This is a genomic window from Nocardia sp. NPDC050710 (assembly GCF_040654375.1).
In the GTDB taxonomy this organism is placed as follows: domain Bacteria; phylum Actinomycetota; class Actinomycetes; order Mycobacteriales; family Mycobacteriaceae; genus Nocardia.
In genome coordinates this window covers 57,417-81,574 of the sequence record NZ_JBFAHV010000009.1, presented here as the reverse complement: position 1 = coordinate 81,574, position 24,158 = coordinate 57,417, and the positions used below count along the sequence as shown (strand labels likewise).

Here is a 24,158-nt window from a genome sequence, read left to right as displayed (position 1 = left end):
TGACGTGACGAAACCGGTCAATATGCGGCTCCCGTGTGAGCTCGTCGAGGCGGCCAAGCAGGTCGCCGACCGTGAGGGCATCACGCTCACGGCCTTCGCCACGCGGGCGATCGAGGCGGAAGTGCTGCGCCGGGAGTTCGCCGACCACGCTCGCATGCTGGCCGAGGCCGAGGATCCCGATCGCCTGTCCCGGAAATCGCGCGCCGTGCGCGACGGCCTGTCACGGTGGAAGCAGGATCACTCCAGCGGGGCGGCGTGAAGCAGGGCGACGTCTACATCTCCGAGCCTTCACCGCTGACGGGCGCACGCGAGCTGTATCTCATCGTGTCGAGTGACGAGTACAACCACGCCGCGGGCCCGACCGTGGCGGTGGTCGAGATCGAGACCGGAACCCGTTTCCGGGCAACACCTTTCGGTACAGCGGTGGAGACCCCGTTCGGTGTGGCACTGGCCGACCGCCTGCTGTGGCTGCCCCGCACCCACGTGGGGGAGCGCTTCGACGTACTGGACCCGGACCTCACCCGCCGCGTGGTGGACGCGAGCTGCCGCGTCCTGCGCGGCGCCCGCTGAGTGGTCCTACCCAACGCAGAGCCCGCGCTCCCGCCGGGCGGCCTCGGTCTCCGTCTCGCGGAGAGTGACGACCTCGTCGAGGCGGTGCACGACGAATAGTCGGTGAGATCAGCCGCAGGCGGGTTCCGAGGTCGCCGTTGAGCGGGTGACCGGTCCGGGTCTCGGTACCGACCTCGGTAATCGCTCTCAGCGGGGCCGACCGGGACCGGCCGCGGAGAAGGGCGTCGAGGTGGTTCGGTTCGAACAGCAGCCTGGTTTCGGCCGGGTACAGGTGGCCGCCGACGGCGCCGTACCCGGATTGCGTGCGATTGGCGAAATGCAGCCAGGTAGCTGGTTCCAATTCGGTCGACCGTGGTGCGCGGAGCCAGATCCTCGGGGCTCACCGGCGCGAGCGCGGTGCATGGTGGATATGGCGGAATACCGCGGGTGTCCAGGGCGGATGCCAGCAGTCCGGGCCGGGGATGCGGCGACTTCACCACCGGTCATCCGCGCTGATACAGCCTCGGCGGCGGGACCGCGGGGTAATCCATGTGAATCTGATATGTCGCATCCCATAGGATTCCACCAGCAGCAATGTGGGCCGGCACCGAGCCGAACCCCGTGAACCGATCCCCAGGGGAGAGACGAACGATCGTGGCCGACGACACGAATGACGCAGCCGAGCAGACTGCCGCGCTGACCGAGGAGTCGCTGGCCGCTGCCGCGGCGGCGGCCGAGAAGGCGTTCGCTGCCGCCACCGATCTGGATGCGCTCGCGGTCGCCAAGACCGAGCATCTCGGCGGTAAGGCGCCGCTGGCACTGGCGCAGCGGGCGCTGGGCAGCCTGCCGAAGTCGGAGAAGGCCGATGCGGGCAAGCGGGTGAATGTGGCCAGGGCGCGCGTCTCGGAGGCGTTCGAGGCGCGGCGCACGGTACTGCTCGCCGAGCGCGACGCGGCGGTGCTGGTGGCCGAGGCGATCGATGTGACGCTGCCCGCGCGGCGGCAGTCGGTCGGCGCCCGGCATCCGATCACGGTCATTTCCGAGCAGATCGCCGACGTCTTCGTCGGGATGGGCTGGGAGGTGGCCGAGGGACCCGAGGTGGAAACCGAGCACTTCAACTTCGACGCGCTCAACTTCCTCCCGGATCACCCGGCCCGCACCATGCAGGACACCTTCCATATCGCGCCGGAGGGTTCGCGTCAGGTGCTGCGCACCCACACCTCTCCGGTGCAGGTGCGGTCGATGCTGGAGCGCGACCTGCCCATCTACGTGGTGTGCCCGGGCCGTACCTTCCGCACCGACGAGCTGGACGCCACGCACACTCCGGTCTTCTCCCAGGTCGAGGGCCTGGCCGTGGACAAGGGCCTGACCATGGCGCACCTGCGCGGCACCCTCGACGCCTTCGCGCGCGCCTTGTTCGGCCCGGAGACGCGCACCCGTATGCGCCCGAACTACTTCCCGTTCACCGAGCCCTCCGCCGAGGTCGACGTGTGGTTCCCGGACAAGAAGGGCGGCGCGGGCTGGGTCGAGTGGGGCGGCTGCGGCATGGTGAACCCGAAGGTGCTGATCGCCAGCGGGATCGATCCCGAGGTGTACAGCGGGTTCGCGTTCGGTATGGGGCTGGAGCGGACCCTCCAGTTCCGCAATGGCATCCCGGACATGCGGGACATCGTCGAGGGCGACGCGCGGTTCACGCTGCCCTTCGGTATCCGGTCCTGACCCTCCTTCGATCGAGAGAGCGAAACGTCAAGTGCGAGTAGCGCAGTCCTGGCTGACCGACATCATCCAGCGCACCACCCCCGGGTGGTCGGTGACGCCCGAGGAACTGGATGCCGGGTTCGTCCGCGTCGGCCTGGAGGTCGAGGAGGTCGACAAGCTCCACCCGGTGACCGGTGATATCGATAAGCCCTTGGTGGTCGGCCGGGTCGCGGAAATCACCGAGCTGACCGAATTCAAGAAGCCGATCCGGTTCTGCAAGGTCGATGTCGGCCGGGGCGAGCGCAGCGAGGGGGGATCGGACACCGCGGACTTGCAGGAGATCGTCTGTGGCGCCAGCAACTTCGCCGTCGGCGATCTGGTCGTCGTGGTGCTGCCGGGTGGTGTCCTGCCCGGCGGCTTCGCGATCTCCTCGCGCAAGACCTACGGCCATGTATCCAACGGCATGATCTGTTCGGTCGCCGAACTCGGCATCGGCAAGGACCACAGCGGCATCCTCGTGCTGGAGCCGGGCACCGCCGAGCCGGGCACCGATGCGAATGAGCTGCTCGGCCTGGACGACACCGTCATCGAGCTGAACATCACCCCGGACCGCGGCTACTGCTTCTCGGTCCGCGGCCTGGCCCGCGAACTGGCCTGCGGCTTCGACCTGGAGTACGCCGACCCCGCGGTGCGGACCCTGCCGCAGGACGAGAAGGACGCCTGGTCGGTCAAGCTGGAACCGGCGTCCAAATGCACCCGCTTCGCGGTGCGACGGGTCACCGGTATCGACCCGAACGCGGTGAGCCCCTGGTGGCTGCAGCGTCGCCTCCTGCTGGCTGGCGTACGCCCGATCTCCCCGGCCGTCGACGTGACCAACTACGTCATGCTCGAACTCGGCCAGCCGCTGCACGCCTTCGACGCCGCCAAGCTGAACGGCGGCCTGGTGGTGCGCACGGCCAACAAGGGTGAGACGCTGCGCACCCTCGACGAGGTCGAGCGGGTGCTGGACAGCGAGGATGTGATCATCGCCGACGATTCCGGCGTCATCTCGCTGGCCGGTGTGATGGGCGGCGCGACCACCGAGGTCGGCGCGGGGACCACGGATGTGGTGCTCGAGGCCGCGACCTGGAACCCGCTGCTGATCTACCGCACCGCGCGCAGGCATAAGCTGGTCTCCGAGGCGGGCAAGCGTTACGAGCGGGTCGTCGACCCCGAGATCAATGTGGCCGCGCTGGATCGTGCCGCCACCCTGCTGGCCGAAATCGCCGGTGGCACCATCGAATCCGAACTCACCGATATGCGGGTCCCGGTGCCTGCCGCCGAGCCGATCCGTATCGACATCGACTTGGCAGACCGGGTCGCCGGAGTCGTGTACCCGACCGGCACCTCGGCCCGTCGCCTGGCTCAGATCGGTTGTACCGTCGAGGTTTCCGTCGACGAGCGGACCGGACACGGCCAGCTCGTGGTCACCCCGCCGAGCTGGCGGCCGGATCTGGCGCAGCCCGCCGACCTGGTGGAGGAGGTGCTGCGGCTGGAGGGGCTCGAGCAGATTCCGTCGGTGCTGCCGACCGCCCCGGCCGGGCGCGGGCTCACCGCATTGCAGCGCCGTCGTCGCGCGGTCAGCCGGGCGCTGGCCTTCACCGGAGCGGTCGAGGTGCCCGCGCCGCCGTTCCTGGCAGCCGACGTCTTCGACGTCTGGGGTCTGGACGCCGACGATCCGCGTCGCAACACCACCCGGGTGCTGAACCCGCTCGATGTGGAGCGCGCCGAACTGGCCACCACGCTGCTGCCCGGCCTGCTGGAGGTGGCCGTCCGCAATATCTCGCGCGGCGCCCGCGACCTCACCATCTACGGCATCGCGCAGGTCGTGCTGCCCGGCCCGAACACCCGGCCGGTCGACGTGTTGTCGGTGGATCGCCGTCCTTCCGACGAGCAGATCACCGAACTGCTCGACTCGCTGCCCGCACAGCCGGTGCATGTCGCGGCCGTGCTGACGGGTCGCCGCGAACCGCGCGGACCGTGGGGCCAGGGCAGGCAGGCCGAGGCCGCCGACGCGTTCGCCCTCGCGGACGCGGTCGCCGACGCGGCGGGCGTGACCATCGAGCGCCGGGCCGCGGCCCACCTGCCGTGGCATCCGGGTCGCTGCGCCGAACTGCTGGTCGACGGTGTGGTCGTCGGTCACGCGGGTGAACTGCATCCGGCGGTGCTCGAGCGCGCGGGGCTGCCGCCGCGCACCTGCGCCGTCGAACTCGACCTGGACGCGCTGCCGCTGGTGGAATCCCGACCGGTCCCGGTGGTTTCGCCGTTCCCGGCGGTGCTGCAGGACGTATCGGTGAGCGTCGAGAAGTCCGTGCCGGCCACCTCGGTCGAGACGGCGCTGCGCACCGGTGGCGGCGAACTACTCGAGGACATCGCACTGTTCGACGTCTACGAGGGCGCCCAGGCGGGTGAGGGCCGCAAATCCCTCACCTACGCCCTGCGCTTCCGCGCCGCCGACCGCACTCTCACCGAGGACGAGGCCAGTGCGGCCCGCGATGCCGCCGTCGCGGCGGCCGCCGAATCCGTCGGTGCGGTGCTGCGCGGATAGTTCCGGATACGCCGAGCCGATGCCCCCGCCGAACGGTGGGGGCATCGGCTTTTCCGGATCGTCTGCGTCGGATTCGGTCGCGCCGGGGACAGGGCACACGATCATCCCGCGCCGTCACACCGGCTGCCCTATCGCGAATTGACAGCGTGCGCCGTGTGATCCGGGTCGCGAGAGGGTGATACCGAAGAGCTGTTCGCCGGTATGCGTCCGATCCTCCAGCTCGTCGAGCGCCCGGGTGATTCTGCGCTCCTCCCACTGGAAATGCGATTCGAGGATGGCGGTGAAGCCGTCGAGTTCCCGCCTCATCGAATCCGCGTCGGTGGTTTTCCACGGTGTCGAGCAGGGTCCGCAGTCTGCGCAGAATGTCGGCCACGAGAGGTGATCGTCGTGCAGCCCTGCGGCCTGGGGCGCTATTCGCTTCGGCGGGCGAATACCGCTCTGTCACAACTGCGTCCGGCCGGATCGGGAATGCGCGGATGATGGCCCCTGTTGGTTCCGGTGAGCTCGGCGGCCGCGCACGCGCCGGTAGCGTGATCGATGCGGCTGTCACGACGACATTGGAGGTCCGATGAGCGTACGAGCAGTATGGAACGACGTGGTCCTGGCCGAGAGTGATGACACGGTGGTGGTGGAAGGCAACCACTACTTCCCGGCGGAGGCGATCAACAAGGAGTACTTCGCGGTGAGCGACACCCACACGGTGTGTCCGTGGAAGGGCACCGCCTCCTACTACAGCATTACCGTCGACGACCGGACGAACGCCGACGCCGCCTGGTATTACCCGGAGCCGAAGCCCGAGGCCGAGCAGATCCGTGACCGGGTGGCCTTCTGGCGTGGCGTCGACGTCGTAGAAAACTAGATCCCGGAGGCTGGTCCGCCGGGGCTGTGAGCGGCCCCGGCCGCGTCGCTTGCGCGAATCGGGGTGGCGCGGTGTCGTACGAACCCGATGTCGAGTATGAACGAGGGCATGCGACACCCGGCAGGCCCGATACTCAATGCGCTGACGTTCATGCCGGATCGGCAGATCCTGCAGACGCCCGCCATCCTCGGCATGGCCTACACCGATCTGTCCATTCGCACCTCGGATGGTGAGACGGTGCACGGCTGGTGGATGCCCGCGCCGCGCTCCATCGGGCACATCCTGTTCGCACACGGCAATGCGGGCACCATCGGGGATCGGGTGCCGATCTTCGCGCTGCTCACCGAGCTCGGATTCGATGTGCTCGCGTTCGATTACCGGGGATACGGCCGCAGCACCGGGCGGCCCACCGAGCACGGCACCTACCTCGATGCGCGGGCGGCTCGGCAGACGCTGCTCGAACAGCCGGGTGTGGACCCCGAGCGCGTGCTGTATCTGGGGAAGTCGCTCGGCGGTGGCGTCATGCTGGAACTGTGCACCGAGCATCCGCCCGCGGGCCTGATGCTGATGTCCACCTTCACCGGACTCCGCGATGCGGCCCGGTCGGTCTACCCGTTTCTGCCCGGCCCGCTGATCCCCGACGCCTATCCCAACCTGCGCCGGATACGCACGTTGACCGCCCCGGTCCTCATCATGCACGGCGACCAGGACGAACTGCTCCCACTGCGGCACGCCCAACGCCTCTACGCGGCCGCGCCGGAGCCGAAGCATCTCGAGGTGTTCCGCGGAGCCGGTCACAACGACCTCATCGCCGTCGCCGGGTCGGCGTGGATGAAATTGGTGAGCGAGTGGGCCCGGGGAGTGCTGAAGACCTGATCGGCCGATCGGGTGGGGCGACAGCGCTTCTTGTGGCGGGCCGCGGCCCCCGTCCGGGCTGCGTAGCCTGGCTCTATGAGTGATAACAGTGACCTCACCGCGCGGCTGGCGGTGCTGTCGGACAGCGAATTGGTGGCGTTCCTGCGGTCCGTGGTGGCCGGTCGGCCCGCCCTGTGGCCGCTGCGCAACGCTCTCGATGAGCTGGCGGGGGTCGGTCATGCGGAATCCCTGACCGATGTGAGTCCCACCACCGCGGAGTCGGCGACGCATGAACCGAGGCAGGGTGGCGGTACATCGGGGCAGGTCGGAACGGGTATTCCGGTACCCGCGGTACCGGTACCGCCGGTTGGTATGCCGACGACGCCCACGATCGGCGGATATTCGCCGTCCGGAGTGCCGAGCTTCGAGTCTGTTCGCGATAAGGTCGAGCAGCGCTTCGGAACCGCCCAGGGGATGGGCGAACTCGACCGGCAGACCCCGGCGGGCCGCAGTGCCGACGAACAATTTCAGGCGCGCGAGAAGGCCGCGCGCAAGCGACTGGATGAGATACGGAAATCGTTGCACGGCAACGATGCCGACACGCGCGATCCGTAATCCGACCCCGGCGCACCGGATGAGAGATATGGGTGGAACTCGATGAGCGAGCCGCGTGAGATCGCCGAACGGCTACTCGATGCCCAGGTGGAATTCCTGCTTGCGGAGGTAACCGGCGACCGGTTCACGGAGGTGATCGGCCGCGATGTCGAGGCCGTGATCGGGGTCGCCGACACCCTGGTCTTCCGCGATATCGTCGAGCTCGACCAGGCCAAACAGACGGTCCGCATCATCATCGATCTGATCGGTGGCAGTCCCGTCATCGCCGATATGGTGGGCGTCTTCGCGGATTCGATCTACGACAATATCGCCGAGAACAACGAATACACCCTCGGCCAAGTGGTGGAACGGGAACCGGTCGAAGCGCTGCTGGAGAAGATCTTCGGCATGCACCAGGCCCAGGAGCGCATCCTGGACCGGCTCACCGAGAGCCCGCTGGTCGCCACCGTCGCCTCGAAGTTCGTGGACAAGCTGATCAACGACTTCATGGCCGCCAACCGGGAACGCGCCGAGAAGATCCCGGGCGTCTCCTCGCTCATGTCGCTGGGCCAGTCCGCCGCCAATCGCGCCAAGAAGGTCGCCGACGGCACCTTCGTCGGGGATCTCGCGGGCAAAGGTGCTCTGTTCGCGCTCAAGCGCACTAATAACGCCATTCGCGAAATGCTCCGCGATGCCCCCGTGCACTCGGCCGCCATGGAGTTCTGGGACCTGCACGCCGACGAGCCGGTCAGCGGCCTGCGTGAGTACCTGACCCAGAAGGACCTCAACGAACTGGTGCTGATCTGCTACGAGATCGCGGTCACCACCCGCGAGAAGGAGTACTTCGGTCTGCTCGTCGACGAGTGCGTCGAGGTGTTCTACCAGAAGTACGGCGATTACACCCTCGCCGCCATGCTGCCGGAACTCGGGCTGTCCGGCGAGGATATCGCCACCGAGATCCTGCGCTACGGACCCGCCGTGATCGAGGGCGCCAAGAAGAACGGCGTGCTGGCCGAGCTGATCCGGGAACGGTTGGCGCCGTTCTACACCTCGGACTCGGTGCTCGCGATCCTCGCCGGCTGACCGGCTTTCGGTCGCCGCGGCATCCGACCGGGCCGCGGCGACATCTCAGCGTAGCTGGTGCTCGCCGTTGCGCACCTCTTCGACGGTGCGGTTGATCATTTCCCGCATCGTCGCCGTAATGCGCTGGAGGTCGGTCGGCTTCACGATGACCATGCGACTGCCGAAACTCACGTACCGGCCGTCGTTCTCGAAATCGGTGATCTGGAAGTCCTTGCGGCCCTTGATATGCCGATTGTCGACACTGCCCAGCGGATACACCCCGACGTGGGTGCTGGCCGAGGTGGGGCGACGGAAGAACTTGTCGAACTCCTCGCGCACCGTCGGCCGCCACGCATCCCGCACCACCGGCGGCGGCTTCTCCAACTCCTCGACCGGGACCTGCATCGGCTTACCCTGTCCCGCACGGCATTCCGGCAGTACCCCGACCACCACCGGCGCGAGATCCTCGGCGTTCAGGAACAGCAGTTCCACATCCCCGCCGTGATCGTGATCGGGGCCCGGCTCCTGCACGGCGACCGCGGCATGCTGGAAATGCGCGCCGCCGTGCGCGCGGATCTTCCGCTCCTGGCGGGGGCCGAGGAATCCGGCGACCTCCACCCGTGCCTCCGGCATCAGCAGCACCTCGACGGCCCGCACCAGATCCTCATCGAGTTGCGGAACCACCACCTGCGCGGCGGCCCGCCGCAGGCGGTCGAAATCCTCCTGATACTCACAGGTGGAGCGGTGTCGAAGGGGATAGGGGAGCACATCCCGTCCGGTGGACTCCCAGAGCACCCGGAATTCGAGCGCGGTGAAACGCCACCGCCGCAGGGCTGTCATGCGATGTTCCTGTCGTTCTCTGTGCTCACTCGCCGATGACCGGCGGCACGGTGCCCGGCATCGAGTCGAGGCCGGTGAGCTCCTCGCCGTTCTGCTGGTTGATCAGATAATCGGGTATGCCCTTGGTGGATTCGTCGTCCTTGCCGCCACCACGGGAACCGGGTGAGCCCATACCGCCCATGCCATTACGGCCCGCGTTCGCCGCGGACGCACTCGTCCCGGAGCCCGCCGACACACCAGCGGCCACCGGGGAAGCCGCCACCGAACGGCCCGCGGACGGACTGCCGGAACCCGGACTGCCGGAACCGGGACTCCCGCTGCGCGGGGTGCCCGAACGCGGTGTGCCCGAACTCGGGTTGGCCGAGGACGGATTCGTCCCGGCGGGATTGGTCGCGGGCGAATCCGTCTTACTGTTCTGCTGCTGCGAACCGGTACTCGTCGACTGCGGTGAAGTCGATGAATCCTGCTGCGTGCTCTGCGGATTTGTACTCGGATTCTCGGACGGATTCTGGTTCTGCGGATCCGTATCGGTGGGCTGGTTCGACGGTTGGTTCGTGGACGGATTCTTGCTCGACGACGGTGTCGGGGTACCGCCGGTGGGCTCGTCGGTCGGGTTGTTCGAAGTCGGGTTCGTCGGCTTGGGGATGACCGGGACGTTGGTGTCGGACTCCTTGATAACCGGGGCGTAGACCGTCTTCAATACGCGCACGGCTTCGGCGTGAGCGGTGTTCTCCGCCTCGTCATTGTTTCGCCACCCGCGGCCCGCGATCCAATGCCGTGCATTCTCGACATTCGAGCGCAGTTCCGGAGCGTGGGGGACCAGAGCCTTGGTGGGCTCCAGGCCGGTCTTGAGCTCGAGTACTTTGTTGGCAGTTAGCTTGGCGGCGTTGGCCAGCTGCACCGCTTCGGTGCCGTAGTCGCTGACGGCCTTGGCAACCGCATTGCGCGAGGCACCGCTCCAAATGCCTTCGTCTGTGGCGCGCTTCATGGCGTTGGTGAAGTTGGTCAACGAGGTCTCGGCGCGGGTACCGATCTGCGTCCACGCGTTCGCGAGATTGTCGACGGCGGTGATATCGATCTTGTCGACCTTGTCGCGCAGCTCTTTGGTCGATGGCTTGTCGAAGTCGTCCTGGCCGTTCACCGAATGAGGTCGGTACTCGCCCTGGAATCCGATATTCGAAACCTTGCTGCGGACATCGTTGCGCTGCTGGTTGTACTGGTTCTGGACCGACGCGGGATCAACTCCCGACTTGCGCTCCTCGCCCGCGATCCAGTTCGTCATCGTCTCGAGCATCGCGGAGCCGAGATCACCTGCGCTCCAATTGAACATACCGAATGCCATGGTGCTATCCCATCGATCCGGTGTTGGTGTTGAAGTGCACCGTGTTCGTGACGTCCTGGCCGGTTATGCGCTTGACCGAGAGTGCCATGATCTCGCCCATGTCTCTCACGACTTCGACGTGCTCAAGGATGATCTTGTCGACCGAGTTGTTCTCGCCGCTCGCTTGCTTCTTGAACATACCGACGAGGTCATTGGCCATGTTGAAGTCTCCGAATCCGGAGACGCTCTGGGCAGCGTTTGCAAACGTGAGCATGTCTTGAAGCTCGGTAATACGGTTATCGCAGGCTGTCAAGCATTCTCGTGCCGCAGCTTCGTCATCCAGGTACAACGCACCAGCCCGAGCTTGATCGGCGTACCGCCGCCACTGAGCTGCTTCCTCTCCGCTCATACCAATACCCCTCCCATTGTTACTTCGGTAGAACTGGGACTATCGACTCTCCGGCCCGGCGCAGCAGAACGCACGGGTCTTCTGGGTTCCTCAGGACTGCGTTGTTGATGAGCATCAGTTGCAGTGCGCCCTGAGTAGCTGAAAAGACCACGTCACAGCGGAGGTCTTTGGATGCACCTTCGACTTTGTATTGGCGACCATTGCGGCCGGCGATCGCGACGTCCTGGAACTCGACGTTGCCATCCTTGCGTTCGAATTCATCCACCGTTCGGCCCGTGGAGAAGATACCGAGGGAGTACTTCTGCCCCCTCCAAGTGCAGATCTCCCAACCCGACTGGTGCACTCCGGCGATTCCGGTCTCTTTGGATGCTGGCTGCGCTCCTGCAGCGATGAGTGCATCATCCGAGATCTGCGTGCATGGGTCGAAGAGCTTCACTGGCGCAGAACTGGTGCTGGCTGTCGGATTCCCGCTGGTCGAACCCCCGCATGCGACCAAGCCGGGCGCGATTGCGGCCGCGACCAGCATCAACTTCAATCGGTGCGCCATCCCCACCCTCTCGACCTGCGATGACTCCAGATTTCCCGACTTTATCAGACCGAACCGGGGCTGATCTTGATGCGGGGCGGCTGGCGGGACAGCGCTGGTCACGCGGTCGAAGTCATGAGCGGACGTGAGGTTTCGAGGCCGTCTGCCCGATGTTCTTGTCTCACAAGGACATCGGGCTCGGATTGTCGGCGAGGCCATCGAGTACGGCGGAGCCGAGAACGACTCCGCTCCCATTGAACATTCCGAATGCCACGGGCTATCCCATCGATCCGGTGTTGGTGTTGAAGTGCACGGTGTTGATGACGTCTTGTCCGGAGATGCGCTTCACCGAGAGCGCCATGATCTCACCCATATCCTTGACGACCTCGATATGTTCGAGAATGATCTTGTCGATCGAGTTGGCCTCACCGCTGGCCTGGCCCTTGAACTGTTTGACCAAATCGTTGGCCATGTTGAAATCGCCGAAACCGGAGACGAACTGCGCCTGCTGAGCGAGGCGGAGCAGGCCGTCGAGTTCTGTGATTCGCTTGTCGCATGCGTCCAGGCACTGGCGAGCAGCTTCCTCGCTGTCCAAGTACAGTTCTCCGGATTTAGCCTGCTCGGCGAACTTCTGCCATTGTGCTACTTCCGAATCGCTCATTTGTTCCCCCTCTTTCAATCAATTCGGCAAAGTTGGCACAATCGACTCACCGACGCGGCGCAACAGCCCGCATGGTTCCTCGGGGTTATCGAGGGATGCATGGTTGCTCAGCTTGATTGTGACTGCGCCTTGAGCGGCGGGAAAGGCGACGTCACACATGAGATCGTGTGAGGCGCCTTCGATGCGGAACTGGCGACCTTTGCGACTGGCGATCGTTACGTCCTGGAACTGGACATTGCCCGGTTTGTTCTCGAATTCGCTCATGGTGCGTCCGGTCGAGAAGACTGTGATCCCGTACTTCGGTCCGTCCCAGGCGCAGATCTCCCACCCTGACTGATGTACTCCTGCGATCCCGCTTTCTTCGGTCGAGGGCTTGATTCCCGCTGCGATGAGCGCATCATCGGGAATCCCTGTGCACGGATCGAACAGCGTCACGGGCGCAGAACTGGTGCTGGCCGTCGGATTCCCGCTTGTCGAACCCCCGCATGCGACCAAGCCGGGCACGATTGCGGCCGCGACCAGCATCAACTTCAATCGGTGCGCCATCCCCACCCTCTCGACCTGCGATGACTCCAGATTTCCTGACTTTATCAGACCGAACCGGGGCTGATCTTGATGCGGGGCGACTGTACCGGACAGTGCCGGTCCCGCGGCCGAAGTCATACGCGAACCCTGAGTTTCGAGGTTGGCTGCCCGACGTTTCTTGTCCCACTGGAACATCGGCACTGGGCTTCCGGCAGACTCGCCGTCTCGAGGGCTTCCCCCGTACTCACGGGTGTGTCGTGCCGCACCGATAACCTACGTTCGACATCATTGCCTACGCCCGTGTGCGCGTGCTCACTTTGCACCTGTCGGGCCTATTGAAAAGCGTTGAAAAGTCACATGGATCAGTGCCGCTCTGTGAGCGGATGGACACACCGGAACCCATTGATTACCAGCATGTATACAAACTCCCCGCATGTCCGAATTGTCCGATTTTCGCATTGACTAGGGGTAGCCCCTGTGGGAGCGTGCTCCTGACTTTCCGTGCGCTCGCCGTGGAGCGGTCACGGCCAGCGTTCGGAGGAGCAGGGTGGTGCGTTCACGTTCTGGACCGGAAATATCCGGCGATACAACGACTGTCGCGCCCGCGCATATCCAGAGCCAGAGTGAGCCTTACGGCGCACATCACACTGCTGGAGGAAGTTTAGTTCGGCCACGCACAATTCGTGGGCAATTGGCGCGAATTCTATTGGTGTCCTTGACCCTGGTACTGGCGCTGCTCGGGGTGACGATCGCCCGCGAGGTGCAGACCTACCGGCACAGTGGCGACACCGTGGATGCGGTGACGCTCACGCTGGCGGTGCAGGACGTGCTGCACGAGGTGCAGCGGGAACGCGGCCTGAGCAATGGCTGGCTCGGCGGCGATGGCCGACTGCGGAATTCGGTGGTCGATCAGCGCGGCAATACCGACCGGGCATTGCGAGCGCTCGAGCAGGCACTGGCAGGCGAAGCGCCAGGTGCGACGCAGGTGCGCGCCGCGGTGGGGCGGTTCACCACATTGGCCGCGACCCGCGATCAGATCGACGCGCGGCGCATCGCTCGCCCCGCCGCCTTCCAGTTCTATACCGACGGCATCGACGCGTTGAATCACCTGCGGCTGGGCCTGGATCAGGCGAACGACCCCGAGGTCCGGCACGGGCTGCAGGCGCTGTACGCGCTGGGCGAGGCGAAGGAACAGACCGCCAAGGAACGCGGATTCCTCAATGGTGTTTTCGCGGCCGACGAATTCGGCCCCGGTGAATACGTGCAGTTCCTCGATATCCGCGCCGCCAAGACGGCCGGTCTGGCCGCCTTCGCGCGCGACGCCACCCCCAACCAGCAGGCGCTGCTCGACGCCGCGCTGCGCAGCGAAAACGCCATGCGGGCGGCCGAATCCGAGAACGTCGCCATCACGTCCACGGTGGGGCCGCTGGTGCGCTCGGTGGACCCGGTCACCTGGTGGTCGCAGATGACCGCGGTCATCGACGAGGAACGTGCGGTGCAGCAGGCGGTCGGCGACGCGGTCCGTGACCGCGCCGCGCAACTGCGCTGGGACGCCACGCTCACCCTCGGCGGCTTCCTGCTCGCCGCGCTGCTCGCCATCGCCGCGGAGGTCGCATTGGTCGTCGCGAGCCTGCGGGCCATTGTGCGGCCGCTGGCCACCCTGGCCGCCGAGGCCGATGAGGTCGCGAGCCACCGCCTGCCCGAGGTGATCGCCGCCTGGCATACCGCTGGCGATACCCAGCCGGATCCACCCGCGCCGGTGCGCACACCGGCGGGCGCGAGCGCCGAAATCGCCGCGGTGGCGGGCGCTCTGGACCGCGTGCAGGCCACCGCCTTCGAACTTGCCTCGGAACAGGCGGTGATGCGCCGCAACAGCACCGAGTCGATGTCGAATCTGGCCCGGCGCAACCAGAATCTGGTCCGCCGCCAGCTGGGTCTGATCAGCGAATTCGAGCGGGAGGAACTGGATCCGAAGGCGCTGTCGAATCTCTTCGAGCTCGACCATCTCGCTACCCGTATGCGCCGCAACGCGGAAAGCCTGCTGGTACTGGTCGGTGAGGCCAGCCCGCGGCGCTGGGCCGAGCCGATCCCGCTCACCGACGTGATCCGCGCCGGTCTGTCGGAGGTCGACGATTACCGCCGAGTGGTGCTGCGCCGCATCGATGAGGTGTCGATCACGGGCGCGGTGGTCAGCGAGCTCGCGCATATGCTGGCCGAGCTGATCGAGAACGGATTGGCCTTCTCCCCACCGGATCTGGAGGTGGAGATCTACGGCCGCAAATTGCCCGGCGGCTATCTGCTCGCGGTGGTGGACCACGGTGTCGGCATGCCCGCCGGCCAGCTGTCCGAGGCCAATGCCCGGCTCCGCGGGGAACGTGACTTCCTGGTCGCGCCGACGCGATACCTGGGGCATTACGTCGTCGGCCGGCTGGCTCAGCGGTTGGACGTGGACGTGGAGCTGAACACCTCGCCGGTCAGCGGCATCGTGGCGAGGTTGGTGCTACCACTGGAACTCCTCGGTGGCGAACGCGGTAAGCAGAACAGCGGCAAGGGGAGTGCCGCCGAATCGGCGAATACCTCGGCGCAGGGGAACGAGGTATCGCTGTTCGGCTTCACCGAACCAGATGGCGGAATCGTTTCCGGCGCCGCCGAAGTCGGCCCGAACGGCCCGAGCGATGAGCCGTCCTTCGATGGCGTATCCGGAAGGAATCGTCCGGCGCACTCCGCGCCCGATGGAGAAGGATTCGGTCTCCCCGTCGATGTCGCCCGCAATGGCTGGGCCGGTCCGGGACCCGCGCACGCGGCGGGCAGCCCCGGTCGCGCAGAGAAGCTCGGGGAGACCGGGGGCTACGGCCGCACCGACGAGAGAGCCTCCGGCGATCCCGTGCGCAACGGCCGTACCGGGCAAATCGGGCGCGCACCCGGAGAGTCGCTGCCCCGAGGTCGTGGCGACGAAATCCGCCATACATCAAAGGATCCCGGGCGAAATGGGCGCGATGGGGCAATGATGGGGCCGGGCGGATCCGCCAACCGCATCGACGGACCGAATTCGGCCGCCGCGCCCACCGGCTCGTTCGCGTTCCCCGCAGCGGACGCCGCCGACCCTACTCCGTCGATGTGGTGGCGCGTACCCGAATATGAGTCTCCCGCAGCCGAATCCACCACACCCGCCGCCGTGCAGCGCACCCGCAACGGACTCGTCAAGCGCAACAAGCGAGGTCGATCCGCCGACAGCGCCGCCGGGGCCCGCCCGATGCCTCCGCGGCCGCCGAATACTCCCGTACCGGAACGTTCCCCGGAGGAGGTGCGCGGCATGCTGTCGGCGTTCCGCACCGGGCATCAGCGCGGCGGTCCCACGAATGGACAGTCGCCCGCAATGCCGCCACCCGCACCGGCACTCCCGCAGCCCCCGCGGTCGGCATCGGCACAGCCGCCGGTGCCCGCACCGGCACTGCCGCCCATGACGGCGTTGCCCTCCCGGACGTCACTGTCGCTGGAGGCCGCGCCGCGCGCGCACGCTCTGCCACCCGCACCCGCGTCGCCCACGCGACAAGCCGTAGCCGGATCCACCGAATCCGGCACGCGCGCCACCGATCTGGCGCAGAACCCGCTCGATCACTGAGTACCGCAAAGGGGAGTTTGTGACCACACACCTGCAGCCCGCGACGAACACCGACCCGCACGCCTTCAACTGGCTGCTGGCGAACTTCGTCCGCGACACCGACGGCGTCCGCGACACCGTCGCCGTCTCCTCCGATGGTCTGCTCATCGCCATGTCGGAAGGACTGGACCGCACGGACGGCGACCGCCTCGCCGCCATGGTCTCCGGATTGGCGAGTCTGGCCAGAAGTGCTTCGCGCAGTTACGCGTTCGACGGCCTGAAGCTGATCATGATCGAGATGAAGCGCGGCTTCCTACTGGTTTCCGCGCTCGGCGACGGCAGCTGCCTCGGCGTCATCGCCGACGGCGGTTGCGATGTCGGCCTGGTCGGCTACGAGATGGCGGTGCTGGCCGAGCGGGCGGGCGCGCTGCTCGATCCCGCCCTCATCACCCAACTGCGAGAGACGTTGCGCAGATGAGAGATCCAGACCGGCCGCGGCTGCCGGACCCGCGGATGATCCCGGTGGCACGGTCCCAAGGGTGGTTCGCTCCGAACCGCCCCGGCCCTGCCCGTCCGGCCGAAACCACCGTCGACAGCGACGAAACCTTCGTGCGACCCTTCGTCATGACCTCGGGTCGCACCACCCCGCTGCTGGACGGATTACGCATCGAAACCCTGGTGCAAGCCCCACCCGCCGCGCTCTCGGCGCCCCTGCGTTTCGAGCAGCGCACTGTCGTACAACTGTGTCAGGCACCGCATTCCATCGCCGAGATCGGGACCGCGCTGCGGGTGCCGGTGGGGGTCGCGAAGGTCATCGTGAGCGACCTCGCAACCCAAGGCCACGTCACCGTGCGCGATGCCCCTGAACTGTCCACCGCCGCCATTGAGAGGATCAGGGACCTTGTACGGGCACTCTGAACTGCGTACATCGACCGCCGAGCAACCCATTCCTTCGTCGGTGAAGATCGTGATCAGCGGCGGCTTCGGCGTCGGTAAGACCACCTTCATCAGCGCCATCTCCGAAATAGAGCCACTGGTCACCGAGGCCGCGATGACCGAAGTGGCGCTCGGTGTCGACGATCCCGGCCACGCGGATAAGACCCAGACCACCGTCGCGCTCGACTTCGGCCGTATCACGCTGGATAGCTCGCTGATCCTGTACCTGTTCGGGACTCCCGGCCAGGACCGTTTCGTATTCCTCTGGGACGACCTGGTGGACGGTGCGCTCGGTGCGGTGATCGTGCTGGACACCGGCCGGGTCGAGGACTGCTATCCGGTGCTGGATTACTTCGAGGAGCACAACACGCCGTTCGTGGTGGTGGTCAACCGCTTCGAGAACGGGGCGGTCTTCGAATTGGACGAGGTGCGTGAGGCGCTCGAACTCGACGAGTGGATCCCGGTGCTGGAATGCGACGCGCGGCAACGTGAGTCGGTCAAGGACGTGCTGGTCGCACTGCTGGAACAGGTTCTGCTGCATCGTCTTTCGGCCCCGCACCTGAGGGTTCGGTCGGCGGGCTGAGTCCCCGTGGCTTCCGTCGCACAGGTTCCGTATCGGTGTGGCGGCTCGGCCGCATCCGGCCGAGCGCTGACCGACGCCGCCGTACGCTGGCCGCATGGGTGAGCACAAGGAACGGATGCTGCGCGGGGAGCTGTACCGGGATAGTGATCCGGAATTGGTCGCGCAGCGGCGGCAGGCCCAGACCCTCTGCGACGAGTTCAACCGCACCGCTCCGGACGAGACCGAGCGGCGCGACACGGTGCTGCGGCAGCTTCTGGGCAAGCTGGGCGAGGGCTCGTGGATCATGCCCCGATTCCAATGCGACTACGGCTATCTCATCGAGATCGGAGCGAACAGCTTCCTGAACTATGACGCGATCCTGCTGGACTGTGCGCCGATCAGCATCGGCGACGACGTCTCCATCGGTCCCCGCTGCCAGCTGCTGACCGCGTTGCACCCCATGGAGGATCACGAGATGCGCAGGCGGCGCTGGGAATCCGCGGCACCGATCCGCATCGGCGACAATGTCTGGTTCGGCGGCGGTGTCATCGTCTGCCCCGGCGTCACCATCGGTGACAACACCGTCGTCGGCGCGGGCAGCGTGGTCACCCGGGACCTGCCCGACCGTGTCTTCGCCGCGGGTAATCCGGCGAGAGTCATCCGGCAGCTGTAGACCCGGATCGCCGCGGTGTCGTCCGTCGGCCTCGGGGCGTATCGCAGCCGTCGCCGGTCATGGACCGCTGAACGAACCCGCCCGGCATCGGCCGGATCGCCGATCGCCGCGCGGTTCGCTCGGAATTCTCCGAAGAGGCCGATTAGTTTGACGCTGACCTTCCGTCATTACGACCGACCCCCTCGGCTGAGAGACAGAGAGAAGAAATCCATGAGCATCGGCAAAGACCTCGCGCTGACCCACGTGTCCCTGTTGGTCGCCGACCAGGAACAGGCCCTGGAGTTCTACCGGGACGTTATCGGCCTGGAGGTCCGCCAGGATATGCCGTTCGCCGGGGGTCGGTGGCTGACCGTCGGGCCCGCGGCGCAGCCCGGCATCGAGTTCATTCTCGAACACCCGGAGATGGTCCCGATGCCGGAGCTGCAGGAGGCCGCCCGTGGCAGGCTCGCCAGCGGCGCACAGGGCACCCTGATCTTCACCACCGAGGACGTGGACGCCACCTTCGCCCGGTTGCGCGACGCGGGCGTCACGGTGACCCAGGAGCCGATCAGCCAGCCGTACGGTGTGCGGGACTGCGGTTTCCGCGATCCGTGGGGCAATGCCCTGCGCTTCTCGCAGCTGCTCGGCTGAGACCGGCCGACAGCCATGCCGCCGCGGCCATCGTGACGCCGCGGCGGCGTCGGACCGGAGTTCCGGCGAATGTGATCTGAGCGGGTCCGAGCGTTTGCTCGGGCGGTTCCGGCAGTAGTGTCGGACCCATGACCGAACCGCGGATCGAGACGGAACAGGACGCCATCCGGCCGCTGCGCGACGACATCCGGTTTCTCGGAGGCGTGCTCGGCGACACCATCCGGGATCACGAGGGCCCCGAAGTATTCGACCTGATCGAGCGGGTGCGCATCGAGGCCTTCCGGGTGCGGCGCGAGGAGGTCGGGCGCAGCGCGGTAGCGCAGATGTTGCAAGGCGTGGATATCGCGGTGGCGCTGCCATTGATCCGGGCCTTCAGCTACTTCGTTCTGCTGGCCAATCTGGCCGAGGACCTGCAGCGTGACCGGCGCCGGGCCGCGCACGAGGCGGCGGGGGAGCCGCCGCAGGATTCCTCGCTGGCCGCCACCTACCGCAAGCTGGACGCGGCGGCACTGGACGGCACCGACGTCGCCGACCTGCTGGCCGACGCGCTGGTCTCCCCGGTGATCACCGCGCACCCCACCGAGACCCGCAGGCGGACCGTCTTCGACGTGCAGACCCGCATCACCGAACTCATGCGGCGCAGGCAGCGCTACACCGAAACCGAGCGCGAGCGCGCCGATTTCGAATTGCAGATCCGCCGTCAGGTGCTGGCGCTGTGGCGGACGGCGCTGATTCGGTTGCAGCGTTTGCGTATTCAGGACGAAATCGCGGTCGGTCTGCGGTATTACGAGCTCACCCTGTTCGAGGTGATCCCGGCGATCAACGCCGAGCTTCGCGCGGCCCTTCGCTCACGGTGGCCAGGTGTCGAACTGCTGCCGCGGCCCATGCTGCGGCCGGGCTCGTGGATCGGTGGCGATCGCGACGGAAACCCCTATGTCACAGCGGATGTAGTGCGCCAAGCGGCGAATCAGGCGGCGGAGGTGGCGTTCGGCCGCTATCTGCGGGAGTTGGAGGAGCTGGAGAAGTCGCTGTCGCAGTCGGCCCGGCTGGTGCCGGTGACCGAACGCGTGGCCGAGCTCGCGGCCTCCGGATATCCGGATCCGGCCTCGCACGCCGACGAACCGTATCGCCGTGCACTGCACGGGATTCGGACCAGGCTGTCGGCAACCGCCGCGCGGGCGCTGGGTGGGGCGGTCGTCGACGATTCCGCCGCTCCACCGTACGCGACCCCGCAGGCGGTGCTCGACGATCTCGACGCGATCGACGCTTCGATGCGTGCCAGCGGTGACGATCTGCTCGCCGACGACCGGTTGGCGGCGCTGCGGCACGCGATCGAGACCTTCGGCTTCCACCTGCAGAGTCTGGATATGCGGCAGAACTCGGAGGTGCACGAGCAGGTCGTCGCCGAACTGCTGGCCTGGTCGGGGGTGCATCAGGACTACACGAGTCTGTCCGAGCACCAGCGGGTGGAGTTGCTCGCCGCCGAACTGCGTACTCGCCGGCCGCTGCTCGGCCCGCACGCCCGGCTCAGCGAGCTCGCCGCCAAGGAGCTCGGAATCATCCGTGCCGCACGGGAAGTCGTCGACACCTTGGGTGCCGAGACGGTGCCGAACTACATCATCAGCATGTGCACCTCGGTCAGCGATATGTTGGAGGCCGCGCTGCTGCTCAAGGAGGGCGGGCTGCTCGATCCGGGCGAACCGGACGGCCCGCCGCACTGCACGGTGGGCATCGTGCCGCTGTTCGAAACCATCGAGGATCTGGGTGCCGGCGCGGCGACCCTGGCGGCGGCGCTGGAGGTGCCGGTATATCGGGAACTGGTGGCCGCCAAGGGTATGCGGCAGGAAGTAATGCTCGGCTACTCCGACTCCAATAAGGACGGCGGATATCTGGCCGCGAACTGGGCGCTGTACCGGGCCGAACTCGATCTGGCCGAGGTGGTGCGCAAGACCGGAATTCGGTTGCGGCTGTTCCACGGTCGCGGCGGCACGGTCGGTCGCGGCGGCGGCCGCAGCTACGACGCCATCCTCGCCCAGCCCGCGGGTGCGGTGCGCGGTTCGCTGCGCCTCACCGAGCAGGGTGAGGTCATCGCCGCCAAGTACGCCGAACCCGGTGCGGCGCACCGCAATCTGGAGTCGCTGATCGCGGGCACCCTGGAATCGACATTGCTGGATGTGGAGGGACTCGGCTCCGACGCCGAACCTTCCTACGAACTCATGGACGAGCTGGCGGCTCGCGCTCGCGCCGCTTACTCCCGGCTGGTGCACGAAACTCCGGGATTCGTGGAGTATTTCCGTCAGTCGACCCCGGTCGCCGAGGTCGGCGACCTCAATATCGGCAGCAGGCCCGCCTCCCGTAAGCCCACCAACTCGGTGTCGGATCTGCGCGCCATCCCCTGGGTGATGTCCTGGAGCCAAGCCCGGGTGATGCTGCCCGGCTGGTACGGCACCGGAACGGCGTTGGAGGAGTGGGTCGGTGGTGACGCCGAGCGCCTGGCCACCCTCTCGAATCTCTACCGGCGGTGGCCGTTCTTCCGCACTGTGCTGTCCAATCTGGCCCAGGTGATGGCCAAGAGCGATCTCGACATCGCGGCCCACTACGCCGAGTTGGTCGAGGATACGGCCCTGCGCGACACCATCTTCGGCATGATTCGCGACGAGCACGCCCGCACCATCCGCATGCACGCCGCCATCACGGGTAACGACCACCTGCTCGCCGACAACCCGTCGCTGGCCGAGTCCATCCACAATCGCTTCCCGTACCTGGAGCCGCTCAACCAGATGCAGGTCGAATTGCTACGCCGCCTGCGCGCGGGCGAAGACTCCGAACTGGTCAAACGCGGCATCCTGCTCACCATGAACGGTCTCGCCACCGCCCTGCGCAACTCGGGCTAGCGCGGTCGAACCCTTCGCGGGTAGTTCAGCGGTCTCGGAAGTCGCTTGGTCGCTGCCACTGAGTCCGCCGCCGTGGTGCGAAGGTGCTGCGGGGTGGCCTATTCCGCGACAATGGCGACGGCGTCGATTTCCACCAGCATCTCTTCGCGGGGCAGTCCGGTGAATACCGTGGTGCGGCTGGGCAGGACGTCGCCGGTGGTGTTCGCGGTGACGAATGCGCCGTAGGCGTCGTTCATGACGGCGAAGTTCTCGCGGTCGGTCAGATAGACGCGCAGCATCACCACGTCGTCGAAGGTGGCGCCGCTCGCCTCGACGATCGCCTTGACGTTCTGCAAGGTCCGGATGGTTTGGGCGGCAACGTCACCCGGGTACAGGTATTCGCCGGTGGCGGGGTCCACCGGGCCCTGGCCGGAGACCTGGACGAAGGGACCCTTGCGCACACCTTGGGAGAAGGTGTGGGCGGGCGCGGGGGCGTCGGTGGTGCGGACGGCAATCTTCATCTCAGCCTTTCATCGACGTGGAACGGCCGGAAGTCCAGCCGAGTTCGGTGGAGATGGCGTCGGCGGCGGCGCGCACCCGCGGCAGCTCGGCGAGCACTTGATCGTGGTCGAGCAGCATGTCCGGCACCGACATGGACACCGCCGCGACCACCGCGCCGGTGCCGTTGCGTACCGGAACCCCGATGCAGTTGACGAAGCTTTCGTGCTCCTCGTGGTCCTCCGCATAGTCCTGGGCGGCAACGACTTCCAGTTCGGCCAGATAATGCTCGGGGGTCCGGATGGTGCGGTCGGTGAAGGCGCGATAGTCCAGCCGCTCCGCGATCGCGCGCCATTCGGAGCGCGGCTGCGCGGCGACCAGCACCTTGCCCACCGCCGTGCAGTGCAATGGGGCGGGCCTGCCCACCCGCGAGTACATGCGCAAACTCTGGGTCGCGTCCAGCTTGTCGATATAGATCGCCTCACCGGATTCGTAGGTGGCGAGGTGAATCGTCTGCGCGGTGGCGGCATTCAGCGCGGTCAGGTGCGGCCGGGCCAAGGTGCGGACGTCCCGCTGCTCGAGCGCGTGGTTGGCCAGCTCGAACAGCCGCGAGCCCAGCACATACCGGTGCTGGCTGTCATGGGTGACGAAACGCTGTGCCTCCATGGTCTGGAGCAGCCGCAGCACCGTCGATTTATGGACGCCGAGTTGTGTCGCGAGCTGATCCAGCGATCGTGAATCCTCCCCGAGCGATACGAGGATGGTCAACGCGCGCGACAAACTCTGACTCATGACTGTGCCTTCCTACCGGTGATTCGTTCGCTGCGTTGACTCATGACCGCACATTCTCTGCCATTGTCGACGCGAGGTAATCCACACGCGCCCACTCGGATTCGTCCAAGGTCGCCAGCTGCTCGAGTACGGCGGCGCGCGGGAGCTCGGCGACATCGCCGGTTCCGGTCAGCGTGGCCGCGGCACACAGGTGCCCGAAGCGCAGGCGCTGGTCGAGCGGCCTGCCCTGCAGCAGCGCCCCGAGATAACCGCCCGCGAAGGCATCGCCCGCACCGATCCGCTCGGTGACATCGATGCACAGCGCGGGGATCTCGGCCCGGTCGGTGCCGGAGAACCCGGTGACGGAGTTGCCGTCGTTCTTCACGATCAGATGGCTGGGCTCCGGGAACAGCACGCGCATGCGATCGGCGTCACCGGTGCCGAACACCTCGTTCGCCTCGTCCGCGCCGAGGAACACCACATCGCTGCCGCGCACATGCCGAGCCAGCACCTCCGGTGCCCGTTCGACGCGTCCGGCCCACAGCGCGGGCCGGTAGTTCAGATCGAAGCAGACCAGCCGATCGCGCCGAGGTCGCGCCATCAGCGATTCGGTCAGCGCGGTCGCCGACTCCGACAGCGCCACCGTGATGCCGGTGCAGTGCACCAGGTCGCAGCGCTCGAGCAGTTCGGCGGCGGCGGGCTCGGCGAGGTCGGCGGGGGAGAGGGCGCTGGCCGCGGAACCGTTGCGGTAGTACAGCATTCGGCTCGCGCTCGCCGCCAGGTCGGTTGCCCGGCCCGAGCCCGCGCCAGGCTCCTTCACATACAGCCCGGTCGGGCGGGCCGGATCGGTGACTACGGCGGAGACATCGACGCCGCGCCGCGCGAGGTGGTCCACCAGATACCGCCCGAACCCGTCGGCGCCGACCCGGGAGATCCATGCGGCATCGACCCCCAACTGGGCGAGCACCGTGGCCACATTCGCCTCTGCGCCACCCGCGGTGCGCTCGAAGCTCTCCGAGTCCTCCAGCGGTCCGGGCCGGGCCACCAGTACGGCGAGCCCCTCGCCGACGGTCACCGCCCGTGGGCGGGCCGGCGTAGGCCACGTCACATCGATCCCCTTCCCGTGCT

The 24,158-nt window shown here is 66.8% G+C and carries 25 protein-coding genes; 15 read left to right on the top strand and 10 right to left on the bottom strand.

Annotation, left to right across the window (positions count from 1 at the left end; genetic code table 11):
- The first annotated feature begins 4 nt into the window (after positions 1–4).
- From AB0H61_RS17945 to pheT, 4 genes are all read left to right on the top strand, one after another.
- Positions 5–259, top strand: a complete 255-nt coding sequence (locus AB0H61_RS17945; RefSeq protein ID WP_357305433.1) for a hypothetical protein — start codon at positions 5–7, stop codon at positions 257–259.
- Positions 256–570 (top strand): type II toxin-antitoxin system PemK/MazF family toxin, encoded by a 315-nt coding sequence (locus AB0H61_RS17940; protein ID WP_357305430.1) that lies wholly within the window; start codon positions 256–258, stop codon positions 568–570. The genes AB0H61_RS17945 and AB0H61_RS17940 overlap by 4 nt, the downstream gene beginning before the upstream one ends.
- Before the next feature lie 633 nt (positions 571–1,203).
- Complete coding sequence (gene pheS, locus AB0H61_RS17935; RefSeq protein ID WP_357305427.1) at positions 1,204–2,268, top strand: phenylalanine--tRNA ligase subunit alpha; 1,065 nt, start codon at positions 1,204–1,206, stop codon at positions 2,266–2,268.
- Between the two features lie 31 nt (positions 2,269–2,299).
- Positions 2,300–4,834, top strand: coding sequence for a phenylalanine--tRNA ligase subunit beta (gene pheT, locus AB0H61_RS17930; protein WP_357305425.1), 2,535 nt, complete (start codon positions 2,300–2,302; stop codon positions 4,832–4,834).
- Between the two features lie 114 nt (positions 4,835–4,948).
- On the opposite strand, the gene AB0H61_RS17925 is transcribed toward pheT, so the two are convergent.
- Positions 4,949–5,140: a hypothetical protein gene (locus tag AB0H61_RS17925; protein WP_357305423.1), complete on the bottom strand. Its 192-nt coding sequence runs from the start codon at positions 5,138–5,140 to the stop codon at positions 4,949–4,951.
- A gap of 262 nt (positions 5,141–5,402) precedes the next feature.
- Between AB0H61_RS17925 and AB0H61_RS17920 the strand changes: the two genes are divergently transcribed.
- The 4 genes from AB0H61_RS17920 to AB0H61_RS17905 all read left to right on the top strand — a co-directional run bounded on the left by AB0H61_RS17920 (position 5,403) and on the right by AB0H61_RS17905 (position 8,225).
- Positions 5,403–5,693 (top strand): DUF427 domain-containing protein, encoded by a 291-nt coding sequence (locus tag AB0H61_RS17920; protein ID WP_357305420.1) that lies wholly within the window; start codon positions 5,403–5,405, stop codon positions 5,691–5,693.
- A gap of 108 nt (positions 5,694–5,801) precedes the next feature.
- Positions 5,802–6,569 (top strand): alpha/beta hydrolase, encoded by a 768-nt coding sequence (locus tag AB0H61_RS17915; RefSeq protein WP_357305417.1) that lies wholly within the window; start codon positions 5,802–5,804, stop codon positions 6,567–6,569.
- Between the two features lie 75 nt (positions 6,570–6,644).
- The gene (locus tag AB0H61_RS17910) at positions 6,645–7,163 is read left to right on the top strand and encodes a hypothetical protein (RefSeq protein ID WP_357305414.1); all 519 of its coding nucleotides are present in this window, start codon (positions 6,645–6,647) and stop codon (positions 7,161–7,163) included.
- Between the two features lie 42 nt (positions 7,164–7,205).
- Positions 7,206–8,225: a hypothetical protein gene (locus AB0H61_RS17905; protein WP_357305411.1), complete on the top strand. Its 1,020-nt coding sequence runs from the start codon at positions 7,206–7,208 to the stop codon at positions 8,223–8,225.
- A gap of 45 nt (positions 8,226–8,270) precedes the next feature.
- On the opposite strand, the gene AB0H61_RS17900 is transcribed toward AB0H61_RS17905, so the two are convergent.
- The 6 genes from AB0H61_RS17900 to AB0H61_RS17875 all read right to left on the bottom strand — a co-directional run bounded on the left by AB0H61_RS17900 (position 8,271) and on the right by AB0H61_RS17875 (position 12,624).
- Complete coding sequence (locus AB0H61_RS17900) at positions 8,271–9,044, bottom strand: ESX secretion-associated protein EspG (protein ID WP_357305408.1); 774 nt, start codon at positions 9,042–9,044, stop codon at positions 8,271–8,273.
- Between the two features lie 25 nt (positions 9,045–9,069).
- Positions 9,070–10,386 (bottom strand): hypothetical protein, encoded by a 1,317-nt coding sequence (locus AB0H61_RS17895; RefSeq protein WP_357305405.1) that lies wholly within the window; start codon positions 10,384–10,386, stop codon positions 9,070–9,072.
- Positions 10,387–10,390: 4 nt separating this feature from the next.
- A complete protein-coding gene (locus tag AB0H61_RS17890; protein ID WP_357305402.1) occupies positions 10,391–10,774 on the bottom strand; it encodes a hypothetical protein in 384 nt (127 codons plus the stop codon).
- 19 nt (positions 10,775–10,793) lie between these two features.
- Entirely contained in the window at positions 10,794–11,300 is a 507-nt protein-coding gene (locus tag AB0H61_RS17885; RefSeq protein ID WP_357305868.1) for a DUF3558 domain-containing protein, read from the bottom strand.
- A 277-nt stretch (positions 11,301–11,577) separates the two neighbouring features.
- Entirely contained in the window at positions 11,578–11,961 is a 384-nt protein-coding gene (locus AB0H61_RS17880) for a hypothetical protein (RefSeq protein ID WP_357305399.1), read from the bottom strand.
- Between the two features lie 18 nt (positions 11,962–11,979).
- Positions 11,980–12,624 (bottom strand): DUF3558 domain-containing protein, encoded by a 645-nt coding sequence (locus AB0H61_RS17875; RefSeq protein ID WP_357305396.1) that lies wholly within the window; start codon positions 12,622–12,624, stop codon positions 11,980–11,982.
- 571 nt (positions 12,625–13,195) lie between these two features.
- Here AB0H61_RS17875 and AB0H61_RS17870 point away from each other — a divergent pair.
- The 7 genes from AB0H61_RS17870 (at position 13,196) to ppc (ending at position 21,782) form a co-directional block, all read left to right on the top strand.
- Positions 13,196–16,108, top strand: coding sequence for a nitrate- and nitrite sensing domain-containing protein (locus AB0H61_RS17870; protein ID WP_357305393.1), 2,913 nt, complete (start codon positions 13,196–13,198; stop codon positions 16,106–16,108).
- A 19-nt stretch (positions 16,109–16,127) separates the two neighbouring features.
- Positions 16,128–16,565 (top strand): roadblock/LC7 domain-containing protein, encoded by a 438-nt coding sequence (locus tag AB0H61_RS17865; RefSeq protein ID WP_357305390.1) that lies wholly within the window; start codon positions 16,128–16,130, stop codon positions 16,563–16,565.
- Complete coding sequence (locus AB0H61_RS17860) at positions 16,562–17,005, top strand: DUF742 domain-containing protein (RefSeq protein WP_357305387.1); 444 nt, start codon at positions 16,562–16,564, stop codon at positions 17,003–17,005. Before AB0H61_RS17865 ends, AB0H61_RS17860 begins: the two co-directional genes overlap by 4 nt.
- Positions 17,006–17,033: 28 nt before the next feature.
- Complete coding sequence (locus AB0H61_RS17855) at positions 17,034–17,606, top strand: ATP/GTP-binding protein (RefSeq protein ID WP_357305865.1); 573 nt, start codon at positions 17,034–17,036, stop codon at positions 17,604–17,606.
- A gap of 94 nt (positions 17,607–17,700) precedes the next feature.
- On the top strand, positions 17,701–18,258 hold the full coding sequence (locus AB0H61_RS17850) for a sugar O-acetyltransferase (RefSeq protein WP_357305385.1): 558 nt from the start codon (positions 17,701–17,703) through the stop codon (positions 18,256–18,258).
- Positions 18,259–18,468: 210 nt separating this feature from the next.
- On the top strand, positions 18,469–18,888 hold the full coding sequence (locus AB0H61_RS17845) for a VOC family protein (protein ID WP_357305383.1): 420 nt from the start codon (positions 18,469–18,471) through the stop codon (positions 18,886–18,888).
- Between the two features lie 128 nt (positions 18,889–19,016).
- A complete protein-coding gene (gene ppc / locus AB0H61_RS17840; RefSeq protein ID WP_357305380.1) occupies positions 19,017–21,782 on the top strand; it encodes a phosphoenolpyruvate carboxylase in 2,766 nt (921 codons plus the stop codon).
- 98 nt (positions 21,783–21,880) lie between these two features.
- On the opposite strand, the gene AB0H61_RS17835 is transcribed toward ppc, so the two are convergent.
- The 3 genes from AB0H61_RS17835 to AB0H61_RS17825 are packed head-to-tail and all read right to left on the bottom strand — an operon-like array spanning position 21,881 to position 24,138.
- Positions 21,881–22,282: a RidA family protein gene (locus AB0H61_RS17835; protein ID WP_357305377.1), complete on the bottom strand. Its 402-nt coding sequence runs from the start codon at positions 22,280–22,282 to the stop codon at positions 21,881–21,883.
- Between the two features lies 1 nt (position 22,283).
- Complete coding sequence (locus tag AB0H61_RS17830) at positions 22,284–23,051, bottom strand: IclR family transcriptional regulator (protein ID WP_357305374.1); 768 nt, start codon at positions 23,049–23,051, stop codon at positions 22,284–22,286.
- Between the two features lie 40 nt (positions 23,052–23,091).
- On the bottom strand, positions 23,092–24,138 hold the full coding sequence (locus AB0H61_RS17825; RefSeq protein ID WP_357305371.1) for a sugar kinase: 1,047 nt from the start codon (positions 24,136–24,138) through the stop codon (positions 23,092–23,094).
- Positions 24,139–24,158: the final 20 nt, after the last annotated feature.